The following is a 26,640-nucleotide window of genomic DNA, read 5'->3' as shown; positions in this document are numbered from 1 at the left end:
TCGGGGCGATGCGAGGCACGGCCATGGCCGGACGGGCGGTCTGATGTTGCGCACCCTGCTGCGCCGCCGCGAGGCCGCGGCTCCCGCCGGCGCAGCCGCCGCCGTGCCGCCGGGCACGCGGGTCTACGCCGTCGGCGACATCCACGGCAGCGCCCACCTGCTCGACGCCCTGCTTGAGCGCATCCGCGCCGATGCGGCACTGCCCGCCGAGGGCGCCGACGCACCGACGCGGCGGGTGCTGGTGTTCCTCGGCGACTATGTCGACCGCGGGCTGGAATCGCCGCGGGTGATCGACACGCTGCTGGCCGGACCGCCGCCCGGCTTCGAGCAGGTCTGCCTGATGGGCAACCACGAGGAGGCGATGATCGGCTTCCTGGAGGACATCCGCATCGGGCCGATGTGGCTGCGCAACGGCGGCGGCGAGACCCTGCTCAGCTACGGCGTCACCCTGCCGTCCGACATCCCCGGCGCCAACGAGCGGATGGAATCCGCCCGCCTGAAGCTGCGCGAGCGGCTGCCGGCGCCGCATCGCGCCTTCCTGCTCGGGCTGCCGCTGTTCCATGTCGAGGGCGACTATCTGTTCGTCCACGCCGGCGTCAGGCCGGGCAAGCCGCTGGGCGACCAGCACCGCAACGACCTGCTGTGGATCCGCGAGGAGTTCCTGCGCTCCAACGCCGACCTCGGCCATGTCGTCGTGCACGGCCACACCATCGCGCCGGCACCGCAGGTGCGGCCCAACCGCATCGGCATCGACACCGGCGCCTATGCCACCGGCGTGCTGACCGCCCTGGTGCTGGAAGGCACCGCGCGCCGGTTCATCCAGACCGGAGCATAGGCGCAGCCTTCGCCGCTATCGCGGCGGCAGCGCCGCCGCCCGCTCGCGCAGCACGTATTTCTGCACCTTGCCGGTCGAGGTCTTCGGCAGCGGGCCGAACACCACCGTGCGCGGGATCTTGAAGCCGGCCAGCCGCTCGCGGCAGAAGGCGACGATGTCGGCCTCGCTCGCGCTGCTGCCGGCCTTCAGGTCGACGAAGGCGCAGGGCGTCTCGCCCCACTTGTCGTCCGGCCGCGCCACCACCGCGGCCTCCAGCACCGCCGGGTGGTGATACAGCACGCTCTCCACCTCGATGGTCGAGATGTTCTCGCCGCCGGAGATGATGATGTCCTTCGAGCGGTCCTTCAGCTCGATGTAGCCGTCCGGATGCATGACGCCGAGGTCGCCGGTGTGGAACCAGCCGCCGGCGAAGGCCTTCCCGGTGGCGGTCGGGTTCTTCAGATAGCCCTTCATCACGCCGTTGCCGCGCATGAACACCTCGCCCATGGTCGTGCCGTCGGGCGGGCAGGGTTCCAGCGTCTCCGGGTCGGCGACCATCAGGCCGGGCGTGCCGGGATAGGCGACGCCCTGGCGCGCCTTGATCCGCGCCTGCTCGGCGATCGGCAGCGCATCCCATTCCGCCTTCCAGGCGCAGACCACGGCCGGGCCGTAGACCTCGGTCAGCCCGTAGACATGGGTCACCCGGATGCCGATCCCCTCCATCGCGGCCAGCACCGCGGCCGGCGGTGCCGAGGCCGCCGTCATCATCGCCACACCGTGGCCGATGTCCGGCCGCCGGCCGGCCGGGTGGTTGATCAGCATGTTCATGATGATCGGCGCGCCGCACAGGTGGGTGACGCCGTGCGCGGCGATGGCGCCGTAGATCGCTTCGGCCTCGACCCGGCGCAGGCAGACGCTGGTACCGGCCAGCAGCGCCAGGGTCCACGGGAAGCACCAGCCGTTGCAGTGGAACATCGGCAGCGTCCACAGATAGACCGGATGGCCGTGCAGGCCCCAGACCAGGATGTTGTCGGTCGCCACCTGCAGCGCGCCGCGGTGGTGATAGACCACGCCCTTCGGGTTGCCGGTGGTGCCGGAGGTGTAGTTGAGCGCGATCGCGTCCCACTCGTCGTCCGGCATCAGCCACTCGAACTCCGGGTCGCCGTCGTCGAGAAGCGCCTCGTAGTCGCGGTCGCCCAGCCGCTCGCCGTCCTGGGCGCGCGGGTCGGCGATGTCGACCACCATCGGCGGGCTGGCCATCTCGGCCAGCGCCTTCTTCACCACCGGCGCGAACTCGGTGTCGGCGATCAGCACCTTGGCCTCGCCATGCTCCAGGATGAAGGCGATGGTGCCGGGATCGAGCCGGGTGTTGAGCGCGTTGAGCACGGCGCCGGCCATCGGCACGCCGAAATGCGCTTCGTAGAGCGCCGTGACGTTGGGTGCCATCACCGCCACGGTATCGCCCTTGCCGACGCCGTGGTGCCACAGGGCGCTGGCCAGCCGGCGGCAGCGGGCATAGGTCTCCGCCCAGGTGAAACGGCGGTCGCCGTCGATCAGCGACGGCCGGTCGGGGAACACCTGCGCCGCCCGCGCGATCGCCGTCAGCGGCGTCAGCGGCATGTGGTTGGCCGGTCCGCGCTGCAGGAACGGCGCATCGTAGATGCCGGGGCCCTTGGTCATCGCGGCTTTCCCTCCCTGGTCCGGGAGGCGAGTTTTGGCCGATCGGCGCGCGCCCGGCAAGCCGGGCGGCGTGCGGTCACAGGCCGGTCTGCAGCGCGGTCAGCGCGTCGACAAGGCCGGCGCCGAACACCGTGTCGCGCCCGGGTGCGCCGAGGTCGTGCGCGGTCCGCTCCAGCAGGGCGCGGACCTGGGCCGGATTGGCGCCGGGATAGCGCTCAAGGATCAGCGCGACCAGGCCGCTGACATGGGCGGCGGCCATCGAGGTGCCCGACAGGATGCCGACCCGGCCCTGCGGTGCGATGGGCAGCACGTCGACGCCGGGTGCGGCGATGGTGATGTAGCTGCCGCGGTTGGCGCTGGAATAGGCCTCGTCGGCCGGGCCGGTCGCGGTCACCGCGATCACGCCAGGCACCGCCGCAGGCCAGCTCGGCGCGGCGCTCGGCCCGCCGTTGCCGGCAGCCGCCACCACCGTGCGGCCGCGCGCCAGCGCCGCCTGCACCAGCTGCGCCACCACCGGGTCGGCCGGGCCGGCGAACGACATGTTCAGCACCTGGGCGCCGGCGGCGACGGCATAGTCGATCGCCTGGGCGATGCGGTCGGTGGCGCCGTCGGCGCCGCCGCCGGGAAAGGCGGTGACCGCCAGGATGCGGGCGCCGGGCGCCACGCCGGCCACATCCCCGGCACCGGCGATCAGGCCGGCCACCGCGGTGCCGTGCACGTCCGGCGCACCGGCGCCGATGAAATCCTGGATACCGGCGATGCGGGCGGCGATCGCCGGGTGGCCGACATCGACGGCGGTGTCGATCACCGCCACCGTGACGCTGGAGCCGGTGGCGTACTGGTGCGCGGCGTCCACCTGCATCATGTCCAGCGCGTATTGCGGGCCGATGGTCAGGCCGTAGCGATAGACCGGCTGCGCCAGTGCGTTCGGGGTCAGGGTCAGGAACTCGATCGCCGTGACCACGTCCAGCGTCGACGGCAGCGACAGCACCGCGCCGTGCAGGCCGATGGTCGCGAGGTCGAACTCGCGCAGCACGCCCATGCCGAGCGGTGCCGCGATCTGCTGCGGTGCCCCCGGCGGCGAGCCGATCGGCACCAGCAGCAGCACCTGGTTGTCGAAGAAGGCGCCGGGTGCCAGCGGCGCCGGCCCCAGCGGCAGCGACGGCAGCTGCGGCAGTTGCGGCAGGGTCACCGGCGCGTGGCCGGGATCGGGCAGCGGCACCGGGTTGACGCGGCTGCCGCCCCCGGGCGGCTGGTTGACCGGACCGCCCAACGGGTTGTTCTGCTGCGCCTGCGCCGCCGCCGCGAAGGCGGCAGCGGCGAAAGCGATCCACAGCGAAATCAACAGGCGGCGGAACATGGTGCCCCCCCGTGGCAAGCGACCGGTGCGGTTACTCGGCGCGGCCGATGAACTGGACCTGCGGGTCGCTGCGCAGGTTCTCCTCGGCGGCCGCCAGCGCGGCCTCGTCGGCTTCGCCGGACGCCGGCGCGATCTGGTACATGCCGCCGCGCGGCCCGTCGACGATCAGCATCTGCTGGGCCGACAGATAGGCGTCGACATCGGCCATCGTCATCGTCTCCGGGAACATCACGATGAAGCGCGGCCCGGTCGCCGCCGCCTCGCCGCCGGACGCGACGCGGAAGCCGGGCTCGGCGCCGCCGCCCTCGCCGCCGCCGCTGGACAGCACCACGGCCAGCGCCGCCGCCTGGGCGATCACCAGCACGCCGGCAAGGCCGGCGGCCAGGCGATGGCCGGGGGTCGGCAGCCAGGCCGCCATGCGGGCGAGAAGGCCGGGCCGGGCCTGCACGGCCTGCCGCGGCGCCGATTCGCGCCGGGCGGCCGGCGTCTCGGCATCGATCGCCGCCATCAGCGCCGCGAGGCCCGCCTTGGCATCGGGGACGACGATCGCGTCGCTGTCCTCGTCGACGATCTCGCGCTCCTCGCGCATCGCCTGCAGCAGCTGGCGGGCTTGCGCATCCTCGGCCAGCCAGGCGTCGATCGCACGGCGCTCGTCCGCATTGACGGTGCCGTTCAGGTACCAGGGCAGCAGGGCCTCGAGGTCGTCGCGCGGCCCGTCGAGCGTCAGATTGTCGGTCATTGGATCCCGTCCCCGCCGGCTTGCGATCCCAGCATCGCGCGCAGGCGTTTCCTAGCGTGGAACATGCGCGTCTTGACCGTGTTCTCCGGCACATCCGCGATCTCGGCGATCTCCTTGACCGAAAGCTCCTGATAGTAGGTCAGTTCGATCACCTCGCGGTGTTCCGGGCTCAGGCGGTCCAGGCACGCCCTCATCATCCGCCGCATGTCCCCGTGATGGACGGTCTCGTCCTGCAGCGCCGCCGGGTCGACGATCTCCATCGCGTCGTCTTCGTCCAGGGGCGCCTCGCGCCGCTTGCGCAGCGCGCTGATGGCCTTGTTGTGGGCGATCGAGAAGATCCAGGACGACGGCGAGGAACGGCCTTCGAACCGGCCGGCGCCGCGCCAGACATCCAGGAAAACCTCGTTGACCAGTTCCTCGGCCATTCCACCGTCCTTCACCATGCGGACCAGGAACCGGTAGACGCGCGGCTGATATCGCTCATAGAGCGGCGCAATGGCCTGGCGATCCTGCGCGGCTACCCGGCTGAGCAGTTCGGCATCCGATGGCACGGGGTTGTTCACGTTTGTCCATCCCGATGTCGGGCCCGCTCATCCGCTCAGACGCGGTGACGGCCGATCTGGTTCAAATCATGATGCGTCGCCCGTCAGGGCTTCGAGCCGCGCGGGTTGACGGTGACCGTCGGATCGCTGAAGTCGCTCTGCGCTGCCGGCGGCTGCTGGTCGAACGGCTGGCGGCCGCGGAAGCCGACGCCCAGCGCCGGCGGCTCCAGCGCCATCGACAGCCGCAGCGGCGGCGGCGCATCCAGCGTGCCGAGGGCCAGATCGACCTGCTGGTCGCCGGCGGCCTGCGCGGCCGGGTCGGCATCGTTCTGGGCCAGGGCCGGGGCGGCGGCGGCGATTATTGCAGCGGCGAGGAGCAATCGGGACGAAACGCGCATCATTCCCTCCTCAGAATGAAACAATCAGCGACACGGTGGCGACGTGCTGGTCGTAGCTGAGCACGTCGATCGACGAGTTCTCGTCGATATAGGTCCACGACGCTGAAATTTCCGTGTTGTCGAAGATCTCCTTGGCGGCGCCGAAGGTCAGGTCGAAGCGGTCGGTGCGGCGCTGCTGCGGTCCGATGAAGTCGGGATAGTCCTCATGCAGGTAGGTGACGCCTGCATCGAGCCGGATGTCCTTGACCACGCGGGTCAAGCCGCCGCCGATCAGCGTGTGCGAGCGGCGGTCGAAGTTGCTGCCCTCGGCGGTGGTCCAGCCGAAGGCGTAGCCGGCGTAGAGGAAGCTGTCGCGGCCATCGACGAACCAGTACTGGGTCAAGCCCAGGCTGTGGCCGACCCCGTCGCGCGAGGTAATGGTCGGCAGCACGCCGTCGTCCTCGTACTCCTCCAGCGACAGCCCGTAGCGCAGCTGCGTCAGCCAGTCCTCGTCCAGGGCGGCCAGCGCGGTCAGGTCGACCGTGTGGATGCGGCTGTAGGGGTCGCCGCCGACCCAGGTCGCCTCGAAGCCGTAGCCGAGGCCCAGCGACGCGGGCACATCGCCGACACTGGTCTGCCAGTCGATCCCGGTGCCCAGGCTGGCGGTGATGGTGTTGAAGTCACCGAATTCGCTGTCCAGGTGCTCGCTGGAATAGGCCTCGCCCTGGACGGTCTGCCGCCAGGCGCCGGACCGCCACAGCTCGCCGGAGCCGGTCGCGCGCTGGAACAGGCGGAACCCGCCGGTCTTGCTGCCGAACCCGTCCGGCGCGGCCGGGATGTTGCTGTCGTACTGCGCGCCGGCCTCGAGGCTGGCCTGCCAGGTCGATTCCGCCGCGGCCGCCGGCGCCTCACCCCCGCCGGTCAGCGCGCGCAGCGCCGCGGTCATCTGCAGCGACTGCTGGGCGTAGAGGCTGTCCGGCGCCAGCGCCTGCACCCGCTCCAGCGCCGCCAGCGCGTCCTCGGCGCGGCCGAGTTCCAGCAGCGAGACGGCGCGGAAGTAGTACAGCGCGGCGTTGTCCGGCGCGACCGCCAGCCCCTCGTCGATCGCCGCCACCGCCGCGGTGTGGTCGCCGAGCTGCTGATAGGCCAGTGCGATGTAGCGCAGGATGATCGCGTCCTCGGGCCCCGCGATCGGCAGGGCGCGCAGGCCGTCGATCGCCTCCTGGAAGCGGCCGGCCTTGAACGCCTCCACCGCAGGCAGCTGCAGGAAGGCCTCGGGTGCGATCGCGGCCGCCGGCGGCGGCGCGAGACATGTTCCGCCCAGGACGACGGCAGCCGCGACGAATCCGCCGCGGCCGGCCCCGGCCCTCCGTAGACGACGCTGGTCGGTCACTTCGGGCCTCCCCCTGTCAACATGCCCGGGCAGCGAGTCTCATGGACGGGCATGTCCCTGTCAATCTCTGTGCCGAATCAAGGCCGTTGCGGCGGTGAGTTCGGCCACAGGAACGCCAGCAGCAGGCTGCGCTGGAACGGCTGGAAGTTGTCGTCGCTGGCGATCAGGATCACGGTGCCCTCGGCCCGCCGCGCCACAGCCACCGCCTCAAAATTGTCGACCGTCAGCGGCGGCGCCAGCCAGGCGAGTTCGGTGCCGGCGGTCACGGCGCCCGGCCGCAGCGCCGCCGCCGGCACATGCACCAGCCGGGCGCGGGCGCCGGTCAGCAGGCCGATGCTGCGCTCCAGCACCAGCAGGTCGCCGCCCGGCAGCGCCGCGGCGTCGGCCACGTCGAAGCCGTCGGCGGCGGCATAGCGGAACGGCTGCCAGTCGATGGCGTGCGGCGGTCCGCTGCCGATCCAGCCCATGCGGCCGTCGGCATCGGCCAGGTCCTGCGCAATGCCGACCCAGCGGCCGTCGGCGAGCCGGGCCAGCGCCTCCAGCCCGTCGTTGCGCGCCGCCGCCGCGAGCCCCGGCGGCATCGGCATCGGCGTCGGCACGCCGGACAGTCCGCCGGCGGCGTCGGGCGCATAGGCCCAGACCCGATGCTCGCGCTCGAACGCCACCGCCACGGTGCCGTCGCCGACCACGGCCAGTGCCTCGGCATCGCGCAGCGCGCGGTCGACCGGTGCGCCGTCGCGATCGCGCAGTCTGCCGGCGACGGCATCGGCGACTCCGGCCAGCCGGCCGTCCTCGAACACCAGCCGGCCGGTCACCCAGAAGCCGATGTCGGACAGGGCGAGGAAGCCGGTCCCGTCGGCATCGAGCGCCAGCGCCGAGATGCCGCCGAAGCCGACGCCGGCGCCGTCCAGCTCGACGCCGCCGCGAAAGTCCAGCGCGCCGAGCGCGGTGCGGGACGGGTCGCCCGGCCACAGCGGCACCGGTGTCGCCACCAGCGGAACCGGCCCGGCTTCCAGCAGCGGGTTGGTCAGTCCGTCGGCACAGCCGGCCGACGGCATCGCGGCGACCGCGACGAACGCCAGCCGTGCTGACCAAGATTTGAACATCGCCGGCCTTCCCTCCGTGTGCGACGGGGCCAATTCTGGCACGGGCCTCTGCCCGGCAGACCGGCCCGAACAGATAAGGAGGGAGCGAGGATGGAGATCAAGCGACGCGACGTGCTGCGCGGCATGGTGGCGGGTTCGGCGGCGGCGCCGCTGGCCGCCGTGCTTGCCGACCCGAAGCTGGCCCGGGCGGCGGCGGAAGGCCTGGAAACCGTGACGATCGACCTGCCCGGCCACGGCCAGGCCAGCGCCGCGCTGGCGCTGCCGCAGACCACGCCCGCCGCGGCCGTGCTGCTGGTCCACGAATGGTGGGGCCTGAACGACCAGATCAAGGCGGTGGCGGCCGAGTTCGCCAACCAGGGCTATGTCGCCCTTGCCGTCGACCTCTACGACGGCAACGTCGCCACCACGCCGGAGGCCGCCCAGACCTACATGGGTGCGGTCGACGGCGCCAAGGCGACGGCGACGCTGGGCGCCTGGATCGACTGGCTGAAGGCGCACCGGGCGGTCAGCGGCCCGGTCGGCACCGTCGGCTGGTGCTTCGGCGGCGGCTGGTCGCTGAACGCGTCGCTGGCCCGGCCGGTCGAGGCGACGGTGATCTACTACGGCAACGTGGCCAAGAGCGCGGACGACCTCGCCCCGCTGGCCGGCCCGGTGCTGGGCCACTTTGCCGAGCAGGACCAGTGGATCAACCACGACATGGTCGCCGGCTTCGAGGCGGCGATGGATGCGGCGGGCAAGACCTATACCGACCACTGGTATTCGGCCCAGCACGCCTTCGCCAACCCGACAAGCGCGGCCTACGACCAGGAGGACGCGGCGACGGCGTGGGAGCGGACGCTCGCCTTCTTCCGCGAGCACTTGGCCTGAGGCCGGGCGGCGGCCCGCCGGCCACCCGCCGGCGGGCCGGCGACGCCACCAATTGCCGCGCCGATGTTGCCAAGCGGAGGCGCCTGCGCCAAACACCAGGGTGCACGACTGGGGGAGCGCCGGTGCAGTCCGCTTTCGAGTTCGCCAGGCACATCGGCCCGATCTTCGGATCGGAGAAGATCGCCTTCCTGCTCTACAGCCTGGTTCGCATCCGCCGCCCCGAGCATGTGATCGAGCTGGGCTGCGGCACCGGCGCCACCGCCTTCTGCATGGCCCAGGCCCTGTGCGAGAACGGCCACGGTCGCCTGCTGACGGTGGACAACGAGCAGGCCTGGCCGGCGATCGCCGCCAAGCTGCCGTTCGACCGGCTCGGAATGCCGGCGACGACGACGATGGCCGCATTCGTGGCCGAGCACGCCCGCCGCTTCGGCGTGGCCGAACGGCTGACCTACCACAAATCCGAGCTGCCGCCCTTCCCGACCCCGCGCGGCACGCTGGACTTCCTGTTCGTCGACTACAACCACCGGCCGGAGAACGTGATCCGCATCCTGGCGACCTATCTGCCGGTGATGGCGCCGGGCGGTGCGATCCTGTTCGATTCGGCCGCGACCTACTTTCCGACCTTCCAGCTGCTGGAAAACCTGGAGTCCGCATTCGCCGCCGGCCGGGTGCCGGCCATGCTGCTGCGCGACCAGGATGCCGGCCGGACCGCCGCGATCGAGCGCCTGGTGCGCGGCGCGCGCTTCCGCTTCCAGCATTTCGTCGAGAAGGACAAGGCGGAGCAGAACAGCACCTCCGCCATCTTCATCGAGCCGTTCGACGTGATCCCGGCGGCGGATGCCGCCATGCGCATGGGGTGAGGCCATGGATATCGGCGTGCCGTTCAAGATGCTGGGCGAGGTCGACGTGTCGGGCCTGATCGCCCATGTCGAGACGCTGAGCGAGGCGCAGTGGGAGGCCAACGCCTTCCGCCAGGAGGTGCTGGCCGACGGCGTGCATGCGGTGACCAAGGCGATCCTGATGCGCCACGAATGGGACCGCTGGCGCAACCCGTGGCGCATGGTCGAGATCAGCGAGCTGATCGAGAAATGGGCGAAGCAGACCGGACGCGACCCGCGGCCGTTCATGCCGATCGACAAGCAGGAGACCGACGTCGGGCCGATCTACACCTTCCCCGACTGGCCGGCGCACGAGGCGGCGATCCAGCCGGTGATCGACCAGGTGCTGGCGCTGCTGAAATACCCGCATCCGGTGGTCACCCGGATCGCGCTGGTGCGGCTGGAGCCGGGCGCGGTGATCGCGCCGCATATCGACGGCCAGCCGATGGCGGAGAAGGCGCACCGCATCCACGTGCCGCTGTCGAATGCCGAGGGCGTCGAGTACAAGGTGGACGGCAAGAAGTTCAAGATGCGCAAGGGCCGCGCATACGACTTCAACAACCGCAAGCGGCACTCGGTGCGCAACCTGAGCAAGCGGCCGCGGGTCAACATGTTCGTCGACGTCTATCCGGCGTCGGGACTGCATGTGCCGCCGCCGTTCGGCTATTACGCCACCGACGCGATCGCGAGCGTGCTGAAGCCCGACGCAACGAAGCACTGAGCGCCGCACCGCTGCCGCATTCGCGCGCAGGATGGGGCGCAGACACACCACCACGCCGGAAAGGACGGGCGCGATGACCGGACACAGACGGGCACCCTGGGCGGCGGCGGCCTTCGCCGCCATGCTGGCCGCGCCGGCTCTGGCCGCGGAACCGCCTTCGCTGGACCAGCTGGTCGGCTTCTTCGATTCCATCGCGCTGCAGGACGACAACAGCATGTTCGGCTCGGCCGGGACGGTGCCGAAGCCGCTGTCGCGCTGGGAAGGCCCGATCCGGGTGCATATCGAAGGCGGATCCAGCGGCATGATCGCCAGGCTCGACTGGCACCTGGAGCGGTTCCGCCTGCTGTCCGGCGCCGACATCGCGCGGGTGACGCGGCGCGAGGACGCCAACCTGCGCATCTCGCTGACCACCAGCGCCGAGGTGACCCAGCGCGCCGGCTCGGCCGACACCCTGTGCCTGACCCAGTACGAGCCGGATTCCGGCGCCATCGACACCGCCGACATCTACATCCCGGTCGGCGAGACGATGTGGCTGGACAACTGCATGGCGCACGAGCTGATGCACGCGGTCGGCTTCTATGCCCACCCGAAGGACAACGGCAACCGCAGCGTGCTGGAGCAGGGCGCGCCGGCGCGGATGCGTACTTTCACCGCGCTCGACGCCACCGCCATCCGCATGCTCTACGACCCGCGGCTGCGCATCGGCCTGACCCGCGACCGCGCCCTGCCGATCGCGCGCGCGCTGGCAGAGCAGCTGCTGCGCGACTGGCCGGCGGATGCCGCCGACCCCGAGCCCGGCGATCCGCTGGACCCGGACGGCTTCCTGGCCCGCACCGACCCGGCGGGCAACGGCCTGGCCGCCGACCAGACCCGCTGAGGCGGCCGGCCGCCGACCGGGTTCGCGGGAGGCGGCCCGCCGCGCTCAGTGCACCAGCGCCGCGGACTCCAGCGCCCGCCAGCGGCCCGGCGCGATGATGTCGACGTGGCCGACCCGCACCGAATGCAGCGGCCCCTCGATGTTCCTTTCCCAGAACGCCAGGAACTTGAGCAGTTCCGGGAAGCGCGGCGGCAGGTCCAGCTTCTGCCAGATGAAGGTCTGCAGCATCGAGGGATGATCGGGCATGCGGTAGAGGATTTCCGCGGTGGTCAGGCGCCAGTTCGCGCACTGGCGACGGAAATCGGTCGTTCCGGCGGTCCGGGCGGTCAACGAGTCCTGCGACATGGCACCATCCTTTTACCTGCGGTGGTACGGCGCGCAGCGGCGCTTCCACGATGGTTAGCAACCAGCGTGCCAAACGCAAGGTAAAAGGAGTGTTAAATCAATAACTTAGCAGCCGATCCGGCGGAGTGCTGCCAGCCATGGCCGGCCGGCAGGCGCCGCGCCGGCCTGAAATTTTCGCCAGCCGCGGGAAACATCCCTTGACAGGAATTCGCCACTTTCCTACCTGCTTTGGCAGCCGGCAGGGGAGAGTGCTAACAGGCATCCGTCGCGTCGACGCGAACGGGCAAGCCGACCCGATCGGTGACAGTGATATCACGAAGTGGATGTGCGTGGAGGGATCGACATGAAGTTTCGGCCGTTGCATGACCGTGTGGTCGTGCGTCGCATCGATGCCGAGGAGAAGAGCGCCGGCGGGATCATCATCCCGGACACGGCGAAAGAGAAGCCGATGCAGGGCAAGGTGATCGCGGTGGGCCCCGGCGCCCGCAACGAGCAGGGCCAGATCGTGGCGCTCGACGTCAAGGAAGGCGACACCATCCTGTTCGGCAAGTGGTCGGGCACCGAGGTCAAGATCGACGGCGAGGACCTGTTGATCATGAAGGAATCCGACATCATGGGCATCATCGAGGTCGTCAAGCCGGCCAAGTCGAAGAAGGCCGCCTGACCCCGACCCGTCGGCGGGCCGGATCCCGCGGACGACAGCTGAAATCGCAGACAGGTCCCCGGCGGCGCGCGATCCATCGCGGGAGCCAGGGCCCGGTTTGACTGAGGAGGATGACGAATGGCTGCTAAAGACGTGAAGTTCGGCGCCGATGCCCGTACGCGCATGCTGCGCGGCGTGGACATCCTGGCCGATGCGGTGAAGGTGACGCTGGGGCCGAAGGGCCGCAACGTCGTGCTCGACAAGAGCTTCGGCGCACCGCGCATCTCCAAGGACGGCGTGACCGTCGCCAAGGAGATCGAGCTGGGCGACAAGTTCGAGAACATGGGCGCGCAGATGGTGCGCGAGGTGGCGTCGAAGACCAACGACCTGGCCGGTGACGGCACCACCACCGCCACGGTGCTGGCCCAGGCGATCGTGCGCGAGGGCGCCAAGGCCGTGGCCGCCGGCATGAACCCGATGGACCTGAAGCGCGGCGTCGACATGGCGGTCGAGGCCGTCGTCGACGACGTGCAGAAGCGCTCCAAGAAGGTGAAGACCAACGAGGAGATCGCCCAGGTCGGCAAGATTTCGGCCAACGGCGACGCCGAGGTCGGCCGGATGATCGCCGAGGCGATGCAGAAGGTCGGCAACGAGGGCGTGATCACGGTCGAGGAGGCCAAGTCGCTCGAGACCGAGCTCGAGGTGGTCGAGGGCATGCAGTTCGACCGCGGCTACCTGTCGCCGTATTTCATCACCAACGCCGAGAAGATGGTCTGCGAGCTGGAGGACCCGTACATCCTCCTGCACGAGAAGAAGCTGTCGAACCTGCAGTCGATGCTGCCGGTGCTCGAGGCCGTGGTGCAGTCGGGCAAGCCGCTGCTGATCATCGCCGAGGACGTCGAGGGCGAGGCCCTGGCAACCCTGGTGGTCAACAAGCTGCGCGGCGGCCTGAAGGTCGCGGCGGTGAAGGCGCCGGGCTTCGGCGATCGCCGCAAGGCGATGCTGGAGGACATCGCGATCCTCACCGGCGGCCAGGTCGTCTCCGAGGACCTGGGCGTGAAGCTCGAGAACGTCACCCTCGACATGCTGGGCCGGGCGAAGCGGGTCTCCATCACCAAGGAGGAGAGCACGATCGTCGACGGCGCCGGCAAGAAGGCCGAGATCGTCGGCCGCTGCAACCAGATCCGCAGCCAGATCGACGAGACTTCGTCGGACTATGACCGCGAGAAGCTGCAGGAGCGGCTGGCCAAGCTGGCCGGCGGCGTTGCGGTGATCCGCGTCGGCGGCGCCACCGAGATCGAGGTGAAGGAGAAGAAGGACCGGGTCGACGATGCGATGCACGCCACCCGGGCCGCGGTCGAGGAGGGCATCGTCGCCGGCGGCGGCTGCGCCCTGCTCTACGGCATCCGCGCCCTCGACAAGCTGAAGCCCGGCAACGACGACCAGCGCGTCGGCATCGAAATCGTCCGCCGTGCGCTGCAGGCGCCGGCGCGGCAGATCATCGAGAATGCCGGCGACGACGGCTCGGTCGTCATCGGCAAGCTGCTGGAGCAGAAGGACAGCGACTACGGCTACGACGCCCAGGAGGGCAAGTACGTCAACATGTTCAAGTCCGGCATCATCGACCCGACCAAGGTCGTGCGCACCGCGCTGCAGGACGCCTCTTCGGTGGCCGGCCTGCTGATCACCACCGAGGCCATGGTCGCCGAGCGGCCGGAGAAGAAGGCCCCGGCCGGCGGCGCCCCGGACATGGGCGGCATGGGCGGCATGGACTTCTAAGTCCGGCCCCTTCCCGACGATGCGAGGGCCGCGGAATCCGTTCCGCGGCCCTTTCTTTTGCCGTTAAGGTCGGCGCCCGAGGCGGGCCGACGGAGGATGCGATGGCGGACGAGGCTTTGCTGCCGCTCGAGGCGATCCGGCAGGCCCGGCAACGGGTGATGCCGCACCTGATCGAGACGCCGCTGGTGCCCTGGTACGGCGGCGGACTGCCCTGGCTGCTGGGGGCGGGAACCCGGGTCTCGGTCAAGCTGGAGCTGATGCAGCGCACCGGCTCGTTCAAGCCGCGCGGCGCGCTGAACGTGATGATGCTGCTGGACGCCGAGGCGCGTGCCCGCGGCGTGACCGCGGTCTCCGCCGGCAACCACGCCATCGCGGTCGCCTATGCCGCCCGCCAGCTCGGCACCACCGCCAAGGTGGCGATGCCGCGCAAGGCCAGCCAGTACCGCGTCGCGCAGTGCCTCGGCTACGGCGCCGAGGTCTCGCTGGCCGAGGACATTGCCGGCGCCTTCACCGAGGGCATGCGGCTGCGCGACGAGGAAGGCCGGGCGCTGATCCACCCGTTCGAAGGCCCGCACACCGTGGCCGGCACCGGCATCATCGGGCTGGAGATCGCCGAGCAGGCGCCCGACGTCGATGCGGTGATCGTGCCGATCGGCGGCGGCGGCCTGATCGCCGGCATCGCCGCGGCGCTGAAGCAGGTCAAGCCCGGCATCGCGGTCTATGGCGTCGAGCCGGCCGGTGCGCGCGGCATGAGCGACAGCCTGGCCGCGGGCGCGCCGGCGGCCAAGGTGCACGTCGACACCATCGCCGACAGCCTGGGCGCGCCGCTGCATACCCAGGGCACCTTCGATCTGGTCCGCGCCTATGTCGACGACGTGGTCGTGGTCGACGACCAGGCGATGATCGACGCCATGGATCTGAGCTTCCGCGACCTGAAGCTGGCGGTCGAGCCGGCCGGGGCCAGCGCGCTGGCCGCCCTGCTCGGCCCGCTGAAGGCGGAACTGGCCGGCCGTCACGTCGTCGTGCTGGCCTGCGGCAGCAACATCGACCCGCAGTCCTATTGCGCGCTGATGGCGCGCGCCCGCCCGCACGGCGGCTGACCGCCGCCTTGAATTCGCCCCGCCGCCGGTCTAAGCCGGTGGCGCCTGGGAAAGAGGAGGGGCGCGATGCTTCGGTTCGGCAGACTGGGCGCCTTCGCCGGCATGGTCCTGTTGTCGGCGGCGGCGCATGCGGACGAAAGCTGTTCGCTGGCCGGCAACGGCATCTGCGAGGAGATCTATCTCGGGGCCGGCTACTGCGCGCCGGCGACCGACAGCGCCGACTGCGCCGGGGCCGAGGTGCTGCCGTTCTCCGACGACCGGCCGCTGACCAACCAGGATGTCCGCTACATGGCCGGCTACCAGCTGCGGCTGGCCCGCAACGAGATCTTCGCCCGCCACGGCTATCGCTTCAACAGCGAGGACCTGCAGCGCTTTTTCGGCGCGCGGTCGTGGTACGCGCCGGTCGGCCAGAACGTCACGCTGACGCCGGTCGAGCAGACCAATGTCGAGTTCCTGCGCGTGATCGAGGACGGCGGCGCGCTGAACCGCAACGCCCAGCGCAGCGAGCCGCCGAACGGCAGCACACTGCCGCCCTGGACCGGATGGATCGCCGACATGGTCCACGCCGACGGCCACGTCGACGCCGCCATCGTCAACGGCATCCGCGGCCGGGTCTACGACAACGAGACCCAGAGCACCGTGATGGTGCGCCCGGACGTCGGCGACATGCTGTTCTGGGGCGACGAGCCCGAGTTCGGCGCCAGCACGCCCTGCTGCCTGTTCCCGCCGATCGTGCTCGAGCCCTATGTGCTCGACCTCGGCATCGTGCCGCAGCCGCTGGGCCGCGAGACGCTGCTCGGCGAGACGGTGACGCGGGTCAGGCTGGACTGGGACGACGGCGAGGGCTTCGCCAGCCTGCACGGCGAGGCCTGGCTGACCGACGACGGCATCTTCCTGCAGGTGAAGCTGCAGGGCGTGTTCACCGAATGCTGCGGCGGCGACGAGGGCATTCCGTGGACCCTGGACTACCACCTGGAGAACCTGCAGCGCGGGCCCAACGACCCCAGCCTGATGGAGCCGCCGCCGTTCCAGCAATGGAGCTACGCCGGCTGAACGGCACCGCGTGACCGGCCGCGGCGGCGGCCGCTGACATCTCGACGCGCGCCGGCCGGCGGTGCACGATGCCCGCATGGCCAGCGAGCTTCCCGCCCTCGACGACAGGCATCCGATCCCGGCGCCGGCCGAACCGCGCCCCGAGGCGCCGCGCCGCGGGGCGTTGCGGCTTGCCGCGGCGGCGCTGGCGGTCGCCGCGGCGACGGCCGTCGTCGTCTGGGTCGTCGCCGGCTGGGCTTGGGACCGCGCGCGCGGCGAGGCACGCGCCGGCGCCGAGGCCAGCCTCGATCTGTTCGTCGCCAACCTGGCCGGCGAGCTCGGCAAGTTCGCCGCCCTGCCCGACCTGCTCGCCAGCCGGCCGGACGTGATCGACCTGTTCGACGCTCAGGGCAACGCCGCACGCTCCGATCTCGGCGATTCGCTGGCCGCCGCCGCCCAGCGCGCCACCGGGGCCGACGTCGTCTATTTCATGCGCCTGGACGGCCTGACCTTCGCCGCCAGCAACGCGCGGGCGGCGGACAGCTTCGTCGGCCAGAACTTCAGCTACCGTCCCTATTTCCGCAGCGCGCTGGACACCGGCGCCGGGCGCTATTTCGCCCTCGGCACCACCTCGGGCCGGCGCGGCTACTACTTCGCGCACCGGGTCGCGCGCGGCACCCGCGTGCTCGGCGTCGTCGTGGTCAAGGTCGACCTGGAGGCGGTGGAGGAGCGCTGGCGCGCGCTCGACCTCGACGTGATGGTGACCGACCCGTTCGGGGTGGTCTTCCTCAGCAATCGGCCCGACTGGCGGCTGCGCACGATCGCGCCGATGACCGACGCGGCCTATGCCCAGATCGCCGCCGACCGCCGTTATGACGGCGCCACGCTGGCGCCGCTGGCGGTGGCGCGCGAGTCCGAAGCCGCCGGCAGCCACGGCACGGTCGACCGCTGGGTGGTGCCCGCTGCCGTCGACACCGGCGACGGCAGGACCGAATATCTGCACGTCTCGCGGCCGATGCCGGAGGCCGGCTGGGCGGTGCATGTGCTGGTCGACCTCGCCCCGGCGCGCCGCGACGCGACCCTGGCCGCGGTGCTGGCGCTGGCGCTGTGCGGGCTGGTCGCCGCCGGCGCGCTGCTGGCGCTGCAGCGCCGGCGCCAGCTGCTGGAGCGGGTGGCGCTGAACCAGGCAGCGGCCGACCGGCTCGAACGCCAGGTCGCGGCGCGCACCGCCGACCTGACCGGCGCCAACCGCCGCCTGGGCCAGCAGATCGAGGAGCGGATGCAGGCGGAGGCCGAGCTGCGGCGGATGCAGGCGGAGCTGGTGCAGGCCGGCAAGCTGGCTGCGCTGGGGCAGATGTCGGCCGCCCTGAGCCACGAATTCAACCAGCCGCTGGCCGCGATCCGCTCCTATGCCGACAACGCGGCGCTGCTGCTCGAACGCGGCCGGGCCGAGGATGCCCGCGCCAATGTCGGCCATATCGCCGAGCTGACCGGCCGGATGGCGGAGATCAGCCGCACCCTGAGCACCTTCGCCCGGCGTCCGGACGACCGCCGCGCGGCGGTCGACCTGTGCGCGCTGGTCGACCGGGTGGTCGCGTTCCTCGACGGGCGCCGCCAGCGCGTCGACGCCGCGGTGGCGGTGCGGAAGTCCGCGCCGGCGGTCTGGGTGCTCGCCGGCGAGGTGCGGCTGGAGCAGGTGATCCGCAACCTGCTGACCAACGCGCTCGATGCGGTGGCCGGCCGGGACGAACGCCGGGTCGAGATCGCGGTCGATCGCGACGAGGGCGGCGAGGCGGTGCTGACGGTCGCCGACAGCGGCACCGGCATCGCCGACGATGCCCTGCCGCGCATCTTCGACCCCTTCTTCACCACCAAGCGCACCGGCGAAGGGCTCGGCCTCGGCCTGTCGATCGCCTTCAACATCGTCAAGGACTTCGACGGCCGGCTGGAGGCCGCCAACCGGCCGCAGGGCGGCGCCCTGTTCACGGTGCGGCTGCCGCTGGCGACGGCCGCGGCCCGGGCGGCGGAATAGCCGATGACCGCCGGCACGGTGCTGTTCGTCGACGACGAACCCGACATCCGCAACGCGGTCGCCCAGGGCCTCGACCTGCACGGCCTGGCGGTGGAGTGCCTGGACGCCGCCGAGCCGGCGCTGGACCGCGTCAGCCGCGGCTTCGACGGCATCGTCGTCTCAGACATCCGCATGCCGGGCATGGACGGCATGGCGATGATGCGGGCGGCGCTGGAGATCGACCCGGAGCTGCCGGTGGTGCTGGTCACCGGCCACGGCGACGTGCCGCTGGCGGTGGAGGCGATGCGCGCCGGCGCCTACGACTTCATCGAGAAGCCCTTTGCCATGGCGCATCTGGCCGGCGTGGCCTGGCGCGCGCTCGACAAGCGGCGGCTGGTGCTGGAGAACCGCGACCTGCGCAGCGCGCTGGCCGACCGCAGCGGGCTGGAGGCGGTGCTGGTCGGCCGGTCCGAGCGGATGCGCCGGCTGCGCGCCGACGTCGCCGCCGTCGCCGCCACCGACGCCGACGTGCTGATCGTCGGCGAGACCGGGACCGGCAAGGAGGTGGTCGCCCGCGCCCTGCACCGGTTCGGCGACCGCGCCGGCGGCCCGTTCGTCGCCATCAACTGCGGCGCCCTGCCGGCCGAGATCATCGAGAGCGAGCTGTTCGGCCACGAGCGCGGCGCGTTCACCGGCGCGCTCGCCCGGCGGGTCGGCAAGCTGGAGCACGCCCGCGGCGGCATCGTGTTCCTCGACGAGATCGAAAGCATGCCGCTGGAGCTGCAGGTCAAGCTGCTGCGGGTGATCGAGACGCGCAGCCTGGAGCGGCTCGGCTCCAACCAGACTCTGCCGCTGGACATCCGCTTCCTCGCCGCGACCAAGCGCGACCTGAAGCAGGCCGGCGACGCCGGTGCGTTCCGCGCCGACCTGTACTATCGGCTCAACGTGGTCACGCTGCAGGTGCCGGCGCTGTGCGCGCATCGCGAGGACATCCCCGACCTGGCCGACCATCTGGCCCGCGAGGCCGCGGTGCGCTACCGGCGGCCGGCGCCGGCCCTGTCAGCCGCGGTGCTGCAGGAGCTGGCCGCGCGCGACTGGCCGGGCAACGTGCGCGAGCTGCGCAACGTGATCGACCGGATGACGCTGGGCATCGGCGATGCCGGCGTCGCCCTCGACGCGGCGCCGATGGCGCTGGCCGACCATGTCGAGGCCTGCGAGCGGCGGGTGATCGCGGCCGAACTGGCCCGCCACAACGGGCGCATCAACGAGACCCATGCCGCGCTCGGCCTGTCCCGCAAGACCCTGTACGACAAGATGGTCCGCTACGGCCTCAACCGCGAGGACTTCGTCCGTGGCGGCGGCGATGGGTAGCCCGCCACCCATCCGTCGCCGCCGGCGGGTGCCCGTCTACCCATCGCCCCCGCCGCTCCCTGCCTTCCCGCCCCGATTCAGGCGCACGAATCTGCCATTTCCGGCCCACCCGGGGCGGCTGGCACGGCGCTTGCGCTCCTATGGACAGAACCAGGCGACACGACCTGAAGCCGTTCAACATCCCGGAGGAGCGTTCCCATGAGACTAAGCCTGACCACATCCGCCATCGCGCTGGCGCTGATCGCCGCTGCCGCCCCTGCCCAGGCCGACGATCCGATCGTCATCCGCTTCAGCCACGTGGTGGCCGAGAACACCCCCAAGGGCATCGGCGCGCTGATGTTCCAGCAGCTGGTCGAGGAGCGCCTCGGCGGCCGCGTCGTGGTCGAGGTCTATCCGAACTCGCAGCTCTACAACGACGACAAGGTGATGGAGGCGCTGCTGCTCGGCGACGTCGAGCTTGCCGCGCCGTCGCTGTCCAAATTCGGCGCCTTCACCAGCCAGCTCGCGGTGTTCGACCTGCCGTTCCTGTTCGACGACCTCGATGCCGTCGACCGCTTCACCGGCAGCGAGGCCGGCCAGGCCATGCTGACCTCGATGACCGGCGACGACATTCTCGGTCTCGGCTTCTGGAACAACGGCATGAAGCAGCTGTCGGCCAACGTGCCGCTGCGCAGCCCGGCCGACGCCGATGGCCTGAAGTTCCGCATCCAGCCGTCGGACGTGCTGGAGGCCCAGTTCGAGGCCGTCGGCGCCAACCCCGAGAAGATGGCCTTCTCCGAGGTCTACCAGGCGCTGCAGACCGGCGTGGTCGACGGCCAGGAGAACACCTGGTCGAACATCTACTCGCAGCGCTATTTCGAGGTGCAGAACTACATCACCGAGTCCAACCACGGCCTGCTGGCCTACATGCTGGTCACCAACAACGCGTTCTGGAGCGGCCTGCCCGACGACGTGCGCACCGAGCTGGACGCCATCGTCGCCGAGGTGACGGCCGAGGTGAACCGGCTGGCGCTGGAGAAGGACCTGCAGGACCGCCAGGCCGTGATCGACGCCGGCATGGCCGAGGTGATCGAGCTGACGCCCGAGGAGGTCGCCGGCTGGCGCGATGCGATGCAGCCGGTGTGGGCGCAGTTCGCCGACGACATCGGCCAGGAGCTGATCGACGCGGCCGCCGCTTCCAACGGTTCGAGCTAGGTCTCGGCCCACGCCAGAGGTGACATCATGTCTGGCGCACCGGCCGACGGCCAGGCGGGAGCGTCCCCACCCGCCTGGCTGCGGCTGATCCACCGCAGCGAGGAGGGCGTCATCGCCCTCCTGTTCGCGGCGCTGACCCTGATCACCTTCGTGCAGGTCGTGCTGCGCGGCCTCGGCGACAGCATCGGCTGGGCGTTCGAGCTGTCGCGCTACCTGTTCGCCTGGCTGGTGCTGTTCGGCGTCAGCTATGCGCTCAGGGTCGGCGCCCATATCGGCGTCGACGCCCTGGTCCGGTTGTTGCCGCGCCCGGCGCGGCGCGCCGTCGGCCTGATCGCGGTCGGCCTGTGCATCGCCTATGCCGTGCTGCTGATCCTCGGCGCGTGGGAATACATCGACAAGGTCTGGCGCTTCGCCACCGACGACCTGAAGGTGCCGCGCGGCCTGCCCTATCTGATCGTGCCGATCGGCATGGCGCTGGTGCTGCTGCGGCTGGTCGGCATCGCCTGGAACATCCTGCGCGACCGCGCCGACGGCTTCGCCATCGGCGACGAGGCCCGCGAGGCGCTGGAGAGCCATGCCGCAACCGGCCGGGACGAGACCCGGCCATGACCACCGCCTTCCTGTTCATCCTGTTCTTCGCGTTCATGGCGCTGGGCATGCCGATCGCCTTCGCCCTCGGCCTGTCGTCGATCCTGACGGTCGCGATCATGGCCGACACCAGCCTGGCCTCGATGGCGCAGACCCTGTTCTCGGCCTTCGACGACCACTACACGCTGCAGGCGATCCCGTTCTTCATCCTGGCGTCGGCGTTCATGTCGACCGGCGGCGTCGCCCGCCGGCTGGTCGACTTCGCCATCGCCTGCGTCGGCCACCTGCGCGGCGGGCTGGCGATGGCCTCGGTGCTGGCCTGCATGTTCTTCGCCGCCGTGTCGGGCTCGTCGCCGGCCACGGTCGTTGCCGTCGGCTCGGTGGTGATCGCCGGCATGGTCCAGGCAGGCTACTCCAAGGAGTTCGCCGCCGGGGTGATCTGCAACGCCGGCACGCTCGGCATCCTGATTCCGCCGTCGATCGTGATGGTGGTCTATGCCGCCGCGGTCGAGGTCTCGGTCGGGCGCATGTTCCTGGCCGGCATCGTGCCGGGCCTGATCGCCGGCCTGATGCTGATGGCGGTGATCTGGTTCCGCGCCCGCCAGAAGGGCATGCCGAAGCTGCCGCGCATCACCGGCGCCGAATGGAACCGCACCGCCTTTCACGCCCTGCCGGGGTTGGGCCTGATCGCCATCATCTTCGTCGGCATCTACGGCGGCATCTTCACGCCCACCGAGGCCGCCGCGGTGGCCGCGGTCTATGCCTTCATCGCCGCCTGCTTCATCTATCGCGACATCGGGCCGCTGAAGTCGCCGGCCGCGGGCGACATCCGCAACGGCCACATCCGCTGGCTGACGGCCGTGCCGCACGCCTTCGTCCACCGCGACACCTTCAAGGTGATGATCGACGGCGGCCGCACCACCATCATGCTGATGTTCCTGATCGCCAACGCGATCATGTTCGCCCACGTGCTGACCAGCGAGCAGATCCCGCAGGCGCTGGCCGAGAGCATCCTTGCCGCCGGTCTGGAGCCGTGGATGTTCCTGATCGTGGTCAACGTCATCCTGCTGATCGCCGGCAACTTCATGGAGCCGTCGGCGATCGTGCTGATCCTGGCGCCGATCTTCTTCCCGATCGCCATCGAGATGGGCATCGACCCGATCCACCTGGGCATTATCATGGTGGTGAACATGGAGATCGGGCTGATCACTCCGCCGGTCGGGCTGAACCTGTTCGTCACCGCCGGCATCACCGGCATGAGCCTGACCCGCACCGTGGCCGCCGCGCTGCCCTGGCTGATGGTGCTGCTGGTCTTCCTGGTGCTGATCACCTATGTGCCGATCCTGTCCACCGGGCTGTACCAGTGGGCGCTGGGACCGGAGACGGTGAGCAGCGGCCTTGATCTCAGCCAGTTCAGGAATTAGTCACGCTAGGCCGGCACCGCGAGTTCGCGCCGGTGACAGGGCCGAGGCGCAGATGGCAGAGATCGTCGTCGCCGACGACAACGAGGGCATACGCAACATGCTGGCCGCGCTGCTGGGCCAGGAAGGCCACAACGTGCGCCTGGCCGCCGACGGCAGGCAGGCGCTGCAGTTGATGCGGCAGGCCCCCGCCGACATCGTCGTCACCGACGTGTTCATGCCGGAGCAGGATGGCCTGGAGACGGTGATGGCGCTGCGCAAGGCCTTTCCGAAGACCGCTATCGTCGTCATGTCGGGCGGGTCGCGCGTCGGCTACGGCTCCGACTTCCTCGATCTCGCCAGCCAGCTCGGCGCCCGCGCGGTGCTGGCCAAGCCGTTCGAACCGGACGAGCTGATCGCCATCATCGCGGACTGCGTCGCCGATTCGAAGCGATAGCGGCCGCCGGGCGGAATGTCGGCCCGGCCGCCGAGTCCCCGTTCGACGGCCAGGCCGACCCCCACCAGCACATCGCTGCGCTGGAAGCCGCTGGCGGAGTCCGGCCGCGACGGCACCGCTCCGCTGATTTCCCGCGCCGGAGTCTAGTCTTGCCGCGCGGCGGTGAAACTGCTTCGATTGGTACCAATGTACTAATTGTGGCTGGAGATTGGAACATGCGGATGCGGCCCGGCGGGAGCGGAACCATCGGCCGGTGATCGAGCCCGCGGACCTTCTCTGCATCCAGGACCGGCTGTTCGCGGCGGCATGCGCCGAGGCGACGTTCCCGGCGGTGATCGGCGAGGCGGCGACGGCGTTCGGCGCCGAGGGCAGCCTGCTGTTCGAGGTCGACAACCGCGACGGCCGGGTCGTCTCGATGATCGCAGCCGGCCTGGACCCACCGCCGGCGGCGGAGCGCGAGCGCCTGCACCAGATCAACCCGCGCATGCGCTATGCCCAGCGCCACGCGGCCGGGCTGGTGGTGTGCGACCACCAGTTCATCGACGACCGCGGCATGGACCGCAGCGAGTTCTACGACGCGATCGGGCGCCATTCCGGCCTGCGCTGCTTCATCGGTTCGCGGCTCTTCGACGACGGCGACATCTCGCTCTACCACACGCTGGAGTTCGCCACGCGGCACGGCCGCCCCGACCGCGCGCAAATCGAGGCGTTCCGGCGGCTTGCGCCCAATGTCGGCCGCGCCTGGCGGCTGGCCCGGCAGAGCGGCGGCGGCCACACCGCAGATGCATGGGTGCCCGACCACGTGCCGTGGGCGGTCTTCGCGCTGGACCATGCCGGCAAGGTGCTGCGAATGAATCGCCTGGCCGAGGCGATCGTACGGGACGGCGGCGGCCTGCGCGTGGACCGGGGCGCGCTGGCGGCGCGCGCGCGGCAGGCCGATGCGCTGCTGCGCGGCGCCATCGGCAGCGCGCTGCGCGGCGAGGATGCCGTCATGCTGGTCCCGCGTGCCGGCGCCGCGCCGCTCGCCCTGCGCCTGATCCCGCTGCCGGCGACCAGCCGGGTCGACCCGCGCCATCCGGCGGTGGTGGCCCACGTTCACGACCCGCAGCAGCCCGGCCCCGGCAGAATGGCGCTGATGCGCCGGCTCTACGGTCTGTCGGCGGCCGAGGAACGCGTGGTCGCGCTGCTGGCCGAGGGCAAGGACCTGGAGGAGTCCGCCGCCGTCCTGGGCATCAGCCGCAACACCGCCCGGAACCATCTGCAGTCGGTATTCGCCAAGACCGGCACGCGCCGGCAAAGCGAGCTCATGGTCCGCATCCTCGGCCTGCCGCCGGGCTGACCGGCCGGGTCGAGACCGGCCAGCGTCAAGTTGGCCGTGGCGACAGCGGCGCTTCGGCGCTAGATTTCGAAAGCTCCGTTGGCAAGGACAGGGTTTGGCGGACGGCTCTGGGCCGCCGGCACGGCTCGTGCCGCCGCCGACGGCAACACCGCCCGGGCAGCGCGCGCCGTTGCCGGGGCGCGGCAGGACGCTGGACCCGATGAACGCCCACACCCGCGGGCCGACGCTCATAGAGCTGTTCACGCCGAAGCTCGTCACCGTCCTGCGCGAGGGCTACGGTCTGGCCGACCTGCGCGCCGACGCGCTGAGCGGGCTGACCGTGGCGATCGTCGCGCTGCCGCTGTCGATGGCGATCGCCATCGCGTCCGGCGTCACCCCGGACCGCGGACTCTATGCCGCCATCGTCGGCGGCTTCATCGTCTCGGCGCTGGGCGGCAGCCGCTTCCAGATCGGCGGACCCGCCGGCGCCTTCATCGTGCTCGTGGCCGCCACGGTGATGCAGCACGGCGTCGACGGGCTGATCCTGGCCACCTTCCTGTCGGGGCTGATCCTGCTCGCGGTCGGCTTCCTCGGCCTCGGCACCTTCATCAAGTACATCCCCTACCCGGTCACGGTGGGCTTCACCGCCGGTATCGCCGTCATCATCTTCGCCAGCCAGGTCAGCGCGCTGCTCGGGCTGACCCTCGACGGGCCGGAGCCGGGGCCGATCGTGCCCAAGGTGGAGGCGCTGATCGATGCGCTGCCCACCGCCGACCTGCCCGCCGTCGCCGTCGCGGCGCTGGCGATCGGCCTCATCGTCGCGATCCGCCGGTTCCGCCCGCAATGGCCGTCATTCCTGATCGCGGTCGCGGTGACGGCCGTGGCGGCCTGGGCGGCAGGCCTGCCGGTGGAGACCATCGGCAGCCGCTTCGGCGGCATCCCGCGCAGCATCCCGGCGCCGAGCCTGCCCGACCTCGGCTGGGACAAGGTGGCGGCGGTGCTGCCGTCGGCGCTGGCCTTTGCGCTGCTCGGCGGCATCGAAAGCCTGCTGTCGGCGGTGATCGCCGACAGCATGACCGGGCGGCGCCACCGCTCGAACTGCGAACTGGTCGCGCAGGGTGTCGCCAACATCGGCTCGGCCCTTGTCGGCGGCATATGCGTCACCGGCACGATCGCGCGCACCGCCACCAACGTGCGCTCCGGCGCCCGCGGGCCGGTGGCGGGCATGCTGCACGCGTTGTTCCTGCTGGCCTTCGTGCTGGTGGCGGCGCCGCTCGCCAGCTACATCCCGCTGGCCGCGCTGGCCGGCCTGCTGGCGGTGGTCGCCTGGAACATGGCCGAGCGGCACCAGTTCGCCACGCTGCTGCGCGCCTCGATCGGCGACGCCGTCGTGCTGCTGGCGACCTTCGGGCTGGTGGTGTTCCGCGACCTGACCGAGGGCATCCTGGTCGGCTTCGGCCTGGGCGCGCTGCTGTTCCTGCACCGCATGGCCCAGGCGGTCGCCGTGGAAAACCAGGCGCCGGTGCCGCTGGTGCCGGAGGACGTCGCCGACAGCGCCGACGGGGCGGCGCGCGTGCCCTACGACCCGGGACCGGCGACCGACCGCGACATCGTCGTCTATCGCATCACCGGCGCCTTTTTCTTCGGTGCCGCTGCGAGCGTCGGCGCGGCGCTGGACCGCATCGGCGAGCACCCGCGGGCCTATGTCATCGACATGGCGGCGGTGCCGATCCTCGATTCGACCGCCGCCGCCACAATCCACGGCTTCGTGCGCAAGGCCGGCCGGCGCGGCGCGCTGGTCTACATCGCCGGCGCCGGGCCGACCATCCGCCGCGCGCTGCTCACCCACGGAGTCCGCCCGCCGCAGGTCCGCTTCAAGGCGCAGCAGGCCGACGCTCTCGCCTCGGCACGGCGGCGCCTCGCACACGCCGCGGCCGCGGGGCCGGCAGCGTCCGCCGCGCCCGCCGGGGACGCCAGCCCGACCGGGTGACGGCAGTCGTGGCGCGTTGACAGGCTGCCGGCCTTTGCGCCATCCGTCGCAGCGGCGA

Annotated in this window: 25 protein-coding genes; 17 read left to right on the top strand and 8 right to left on the bottom strand. The window is 71.1% G+C overall.

Going from position 1 to position 26,640, the window contains the following annotated elements; genetic code table 11:
- Positions 1–43 precede the first annotated feature (43 nt).
- Positions 44–835 carry a metallophosphoesterase family protein gene (locus R3F55_16590; protein ID MEZ5669024.1) on the top strand — a complete coding sequence of 264 codons (792 nt, stop codon included), beginning with the start codon at positions 44–46 and terminating at the stop codon, positions 833–835.
- Positions 836–850: 15 nt separating this feature from the next.
- Here R3F55_16590 and R3F55_16585 read toward each other — a convergent pair whose 3' ends face one another.
- From R3F55_16585 to R3F55_16555, 7 genes are all read right to left on the bottom strand, one after another.
- Complete coding sequence (locus R3F55_16585; GenBank protein ID MEZ5669023.1) at positions 851–2,494, bottom strand: acyl-CoA synthetase; 1,644 nt, start codon at positions 2,492–2,494, stop codon at positions 851–853.
- A gap of 76 nt (positions 2,495–2,570) precedes the next feature.
- Complete coding sequence (locus tag R3F55_16580; protein ID MEZ5669022.1) at positions 2,571–3,854, bottom strand: S8 family serine peptidase; 1,284 nt, start codon at positions 3,852–3,854, stop codon at positions 2,571–2,573.
- Between the two features lie 31 nt (positions 3,855–3,885).
- Positions 3,886–4,593, bottom strand: coding sequence for a hypothetical protein (locus R3F55_16575; GenBank protein ID MEZ5669021.1), 708 nt, complete (start codon positions 4,591–4,593; stop codon positions 3,886–3,888).
- Positions 4,590–5,156, bottom strand: a complete 567-nt coding sequence (locus tag R3F55_16570; GenBank protein ID MEZ5669020.1) for a sigma-70 family RNA polymerase sigma factor — start codon at positions 5,154–5,156, stop codon at positions 4,590–4,592. Before R3F55_16570 ends, R3F55_16575 begins: the two co-directional genes overlap by 4 nt.
- 83 nt (positions 5,157–5,239) lie before the next feature.
- Entirely contained in the window at positions 5,240–5,533 is a 294-nt protein-coding gene (locus R3F55_16565; GenBank protein MEZ5669019.1) for a hypothetical protein, read from the bottom strand.
- A gap of 10 nt (positions 5,534–5,543) precedes the next feature.
- Positions 5,544–6,905 carry a tetratricopeptide repeat protein gene (locus R3F55_16560; GenBank protein ID MEZ5669018.1) on the bottom strand — a complete coding sequence of 454 codons (1,362 nt, stop codon included), beginning with the start codon at positions 6,903–6,905 and terminating at the stop codon, positions 5,544–5,546.
- Positions 6,906–6,982: 77 nt separating this feature from the next.
- The gene (locus R3F55_16555; protein ID MEZ5669017.1) at positions 6,983–8,011 is read right to left on the bottom strand and encodes an esterase-like activity of phytase family protein; all 1,029 of its coding nucleotides are present in this window, start codon (positions 8,009–8,011) and stop codon (positions 6,983–6,985) included.
- Positions 8,012–8,101: 90 nt separating this feature from the next.
- Here R3F55_16555 and R3F55_16550 point away from each other — a divergent pair, with 90 nt between their 5' ends.
- The 4 genes from R3F55_16550 to R3F55_16535 all read left to right on the top strand — a co-directional run bounded on the left by R3F55_16550 (position 8,102) and on the right by R3F55_16535 (position 11,354).
- Positions 8,102–8,878 (top strand): dienelactone hydrolase family protein, encoded by a 777-nt coding sequence (locus R3F55_16550; GenBank protein MEZ5669016.1) that lies wholly within the window; start codon positions 8,102–8,104, stop codon positions 8,876–8,878.
- Between the two features lie 122 nt (positions 8,879–9,000).
- Complete coding sequence (locus R3F55_16545) at positions 9,001–9,738, top strand: class I SAM-dependent methyltransferase (protein ID MEZ5669015.1); 738 nt, start codon at positions 9,001–9,003, stop codon at positions 9,736–9,738.
- 16 nt (positions 9,739–9,754) lie between these two features.
- Entirely contained in the window at positions 9,755–10,477 is a 723-nt protein-coding gene (locus R3F55_16540) for an aspartyl/asparaginyl beta-hydroxylase domain-containing protein (GenBank protein ID MEZ5669014.1), read from the top strand.
- Positions 10,478–10,550: 73 nt separating this feature from the next.
- Complete coding sequence (locus R3F55_16535; protein MEZ5669013.1) at positions 10,551–11,354, top strand: DUF2927 domain-containing protein; 804 nt, start codon at positions 10,551–10,553, stop codon at positions 11,352–11,354.
- A gap of 45 nt (positions 11,355–11,399) precedes the next feature.
- On the opposite strand, the gene R3F55_16530 is transcribed toward R3F55_16535, so the two are convergent.
- Complete coding sequence (locus R3F55_16530) at positions 11,400–11,699, bottom strand: protein usg (protein ID MEZ5669012.1); 300 nt, start codon at positions 11,697–11,699, stop codon at positions 11,400–11,402.
- A 343-nt stretch (positions 11,700–12,042) separates the two neighbouring features.
- On the opposite strand from R3F55_16530, the gene groES reads away from it, so the two are divergent.
- From groES to R3F55_16470, 12 genes are all read left to right on the top strand, one after another.
- Positions 12,043–12,363: a co-chaperone GroES gene (gene groES / locus R3F55_16525; protein MEZ5669011.1), complete on the top strand. Its 321-nt coding sequence runs from the start codon at positions 12,043–12,045 to the stop codon at positions 12,361–12,363.
- Between the two features lie 117 nt (positions 12,364–12,480).
- On the top strand, positions 12,481–14,121 hold the full coding sequence (gene groL / locus R3F55_16520; protein MEZ5669010.1) for a chaperonin GroEL: 1,641 nt from the start codon (positions 12,481–12,483) through the stop codon (positions 14,119–14,121).
- 101 nt (positions 14,122–14,222) lie between these two features.
- Entirely contained in the window at positions 14,223–15,221 is a 999-nt protein-coding gene (locus tag R3F55_16515; GenBank protein ID MEZ5669009.1) for a pyridoxal-phosphate dependent enzyme, read from the top strand.
- 66 nt (positions 15,222–15,287) lie between these two features.
- A complete protein-coding gene (locus R3F55_16510) occupies positions 15,288–16,274 on the top strand; it encodes a YARHG domain-containing protein (protein MEZ5669008.1) in 987 nt (328 codons plus the stop codon).
- Positions 16,275–16,350: 76 nt separating this feature from the next.
- Positions 16,351–18,285, top strand: a complete 1,935-nt coding sequence (locus tag R3F55_16505) for an ATP-binding protein (GenBank protein MEZ5669007.1) — start codon at positions 16,351–16,353, stop codon at positions 18,283–18,285.
- A 3-nt stretch (positions 18,286–18,288) separates the two neighbouring features.
- Positions 18,289–19,635 carry a sigma-54 dependent transcriptional regulator gene (locus R3F55_16500; GenBank protein ID MEZ5669006.1) on the top strand — a complete coding sequence of 449 codons (1,347 nt, stop codon included), beginning with the start codon at positions 18,289–18,291 and terminating at the stop codon, positions 19,633–19,635.
- A 198-nt stretch (positions 19,636–19,833) separates the two neighbouring features.
- Entirely contained in the window at positions 19,834–20,829 is a 996-nt protein-coding gene (locus R3F55_16495) for a TRAP transporter substrate-binding protein (protein MEZ5669005.1), read from the top strand.
- A 27-nt stretch (positions 20,830–20,856) separates the two neighbouring features.
- Entirely contained in the window at positions 20,857–21,438 is a 582-nt protein-coding gene (locus tag R3F55_16490; protein MEZ5669004.1) for a TRAP transporter small permease, read from the top strand.
- Complete coding sequence (locus R3F55_16485) at positions 21,435–22,841, top strand: TRAP transporter large permease (protein ID MEZ5669003.1); 1,407 nt, start codon at positions 21,435–21,437, stop codon at positions 22,839–22,841. Before R3F55_16490 ends, R3F55_16485 begins: the two co-directional genes overlap by 4 nt.
- A 52-nt stretch (positions 22,842–22,893) precedes the next feature.
- Positions 22,894–23,274, top strand: a complete 381-nt coding sequence (locus R3F55_16480) for a response regulator (GenBank protein MEZ5669002.1) — start codon at positions 22,894–22,896, stop codon at positions 23,272–23,274.
- A gap of 253 nt (positions 23,275–23,527) precedes the next feature.
- A complete protein-coding gene (locus R3F55_16475) occupies positions 23,528–24,613 on the top strand; it encodes a helix-turn-helix transcriptional regulator (GenBank protein ID MEZ5669001.1) in 1,086 nt (361 codons plus the stop codon).
- Positions 24,614–24,812: 199 nt separating this feature from the next.
- Positions 24,813–26,582: a SulP family inorganic anion transporter gene (locus R3F55_16470; protein MEZ5669000.1), complete on the top strand. Its 1,770-nt coding sequence runs from the start codon at positions 24,813–24,815 to the stop codon at positions 26,580–26,582.
- Positions 26,583–26,640: the final 58 nt, after the last annotated feature.

It is taken from the genome of Alphaproteobacteria bacterium, from assembly GCA_041396705.1.
Taxonomy (GTDB): Bacteria; Pseudomonadota; Alphaproteobacteria; order CALKHQ01; family CALKHQ01; genus CALKHQ01.
This window is presented reverse-complemented; position numbering and strand designations above follow the sequence as displayed.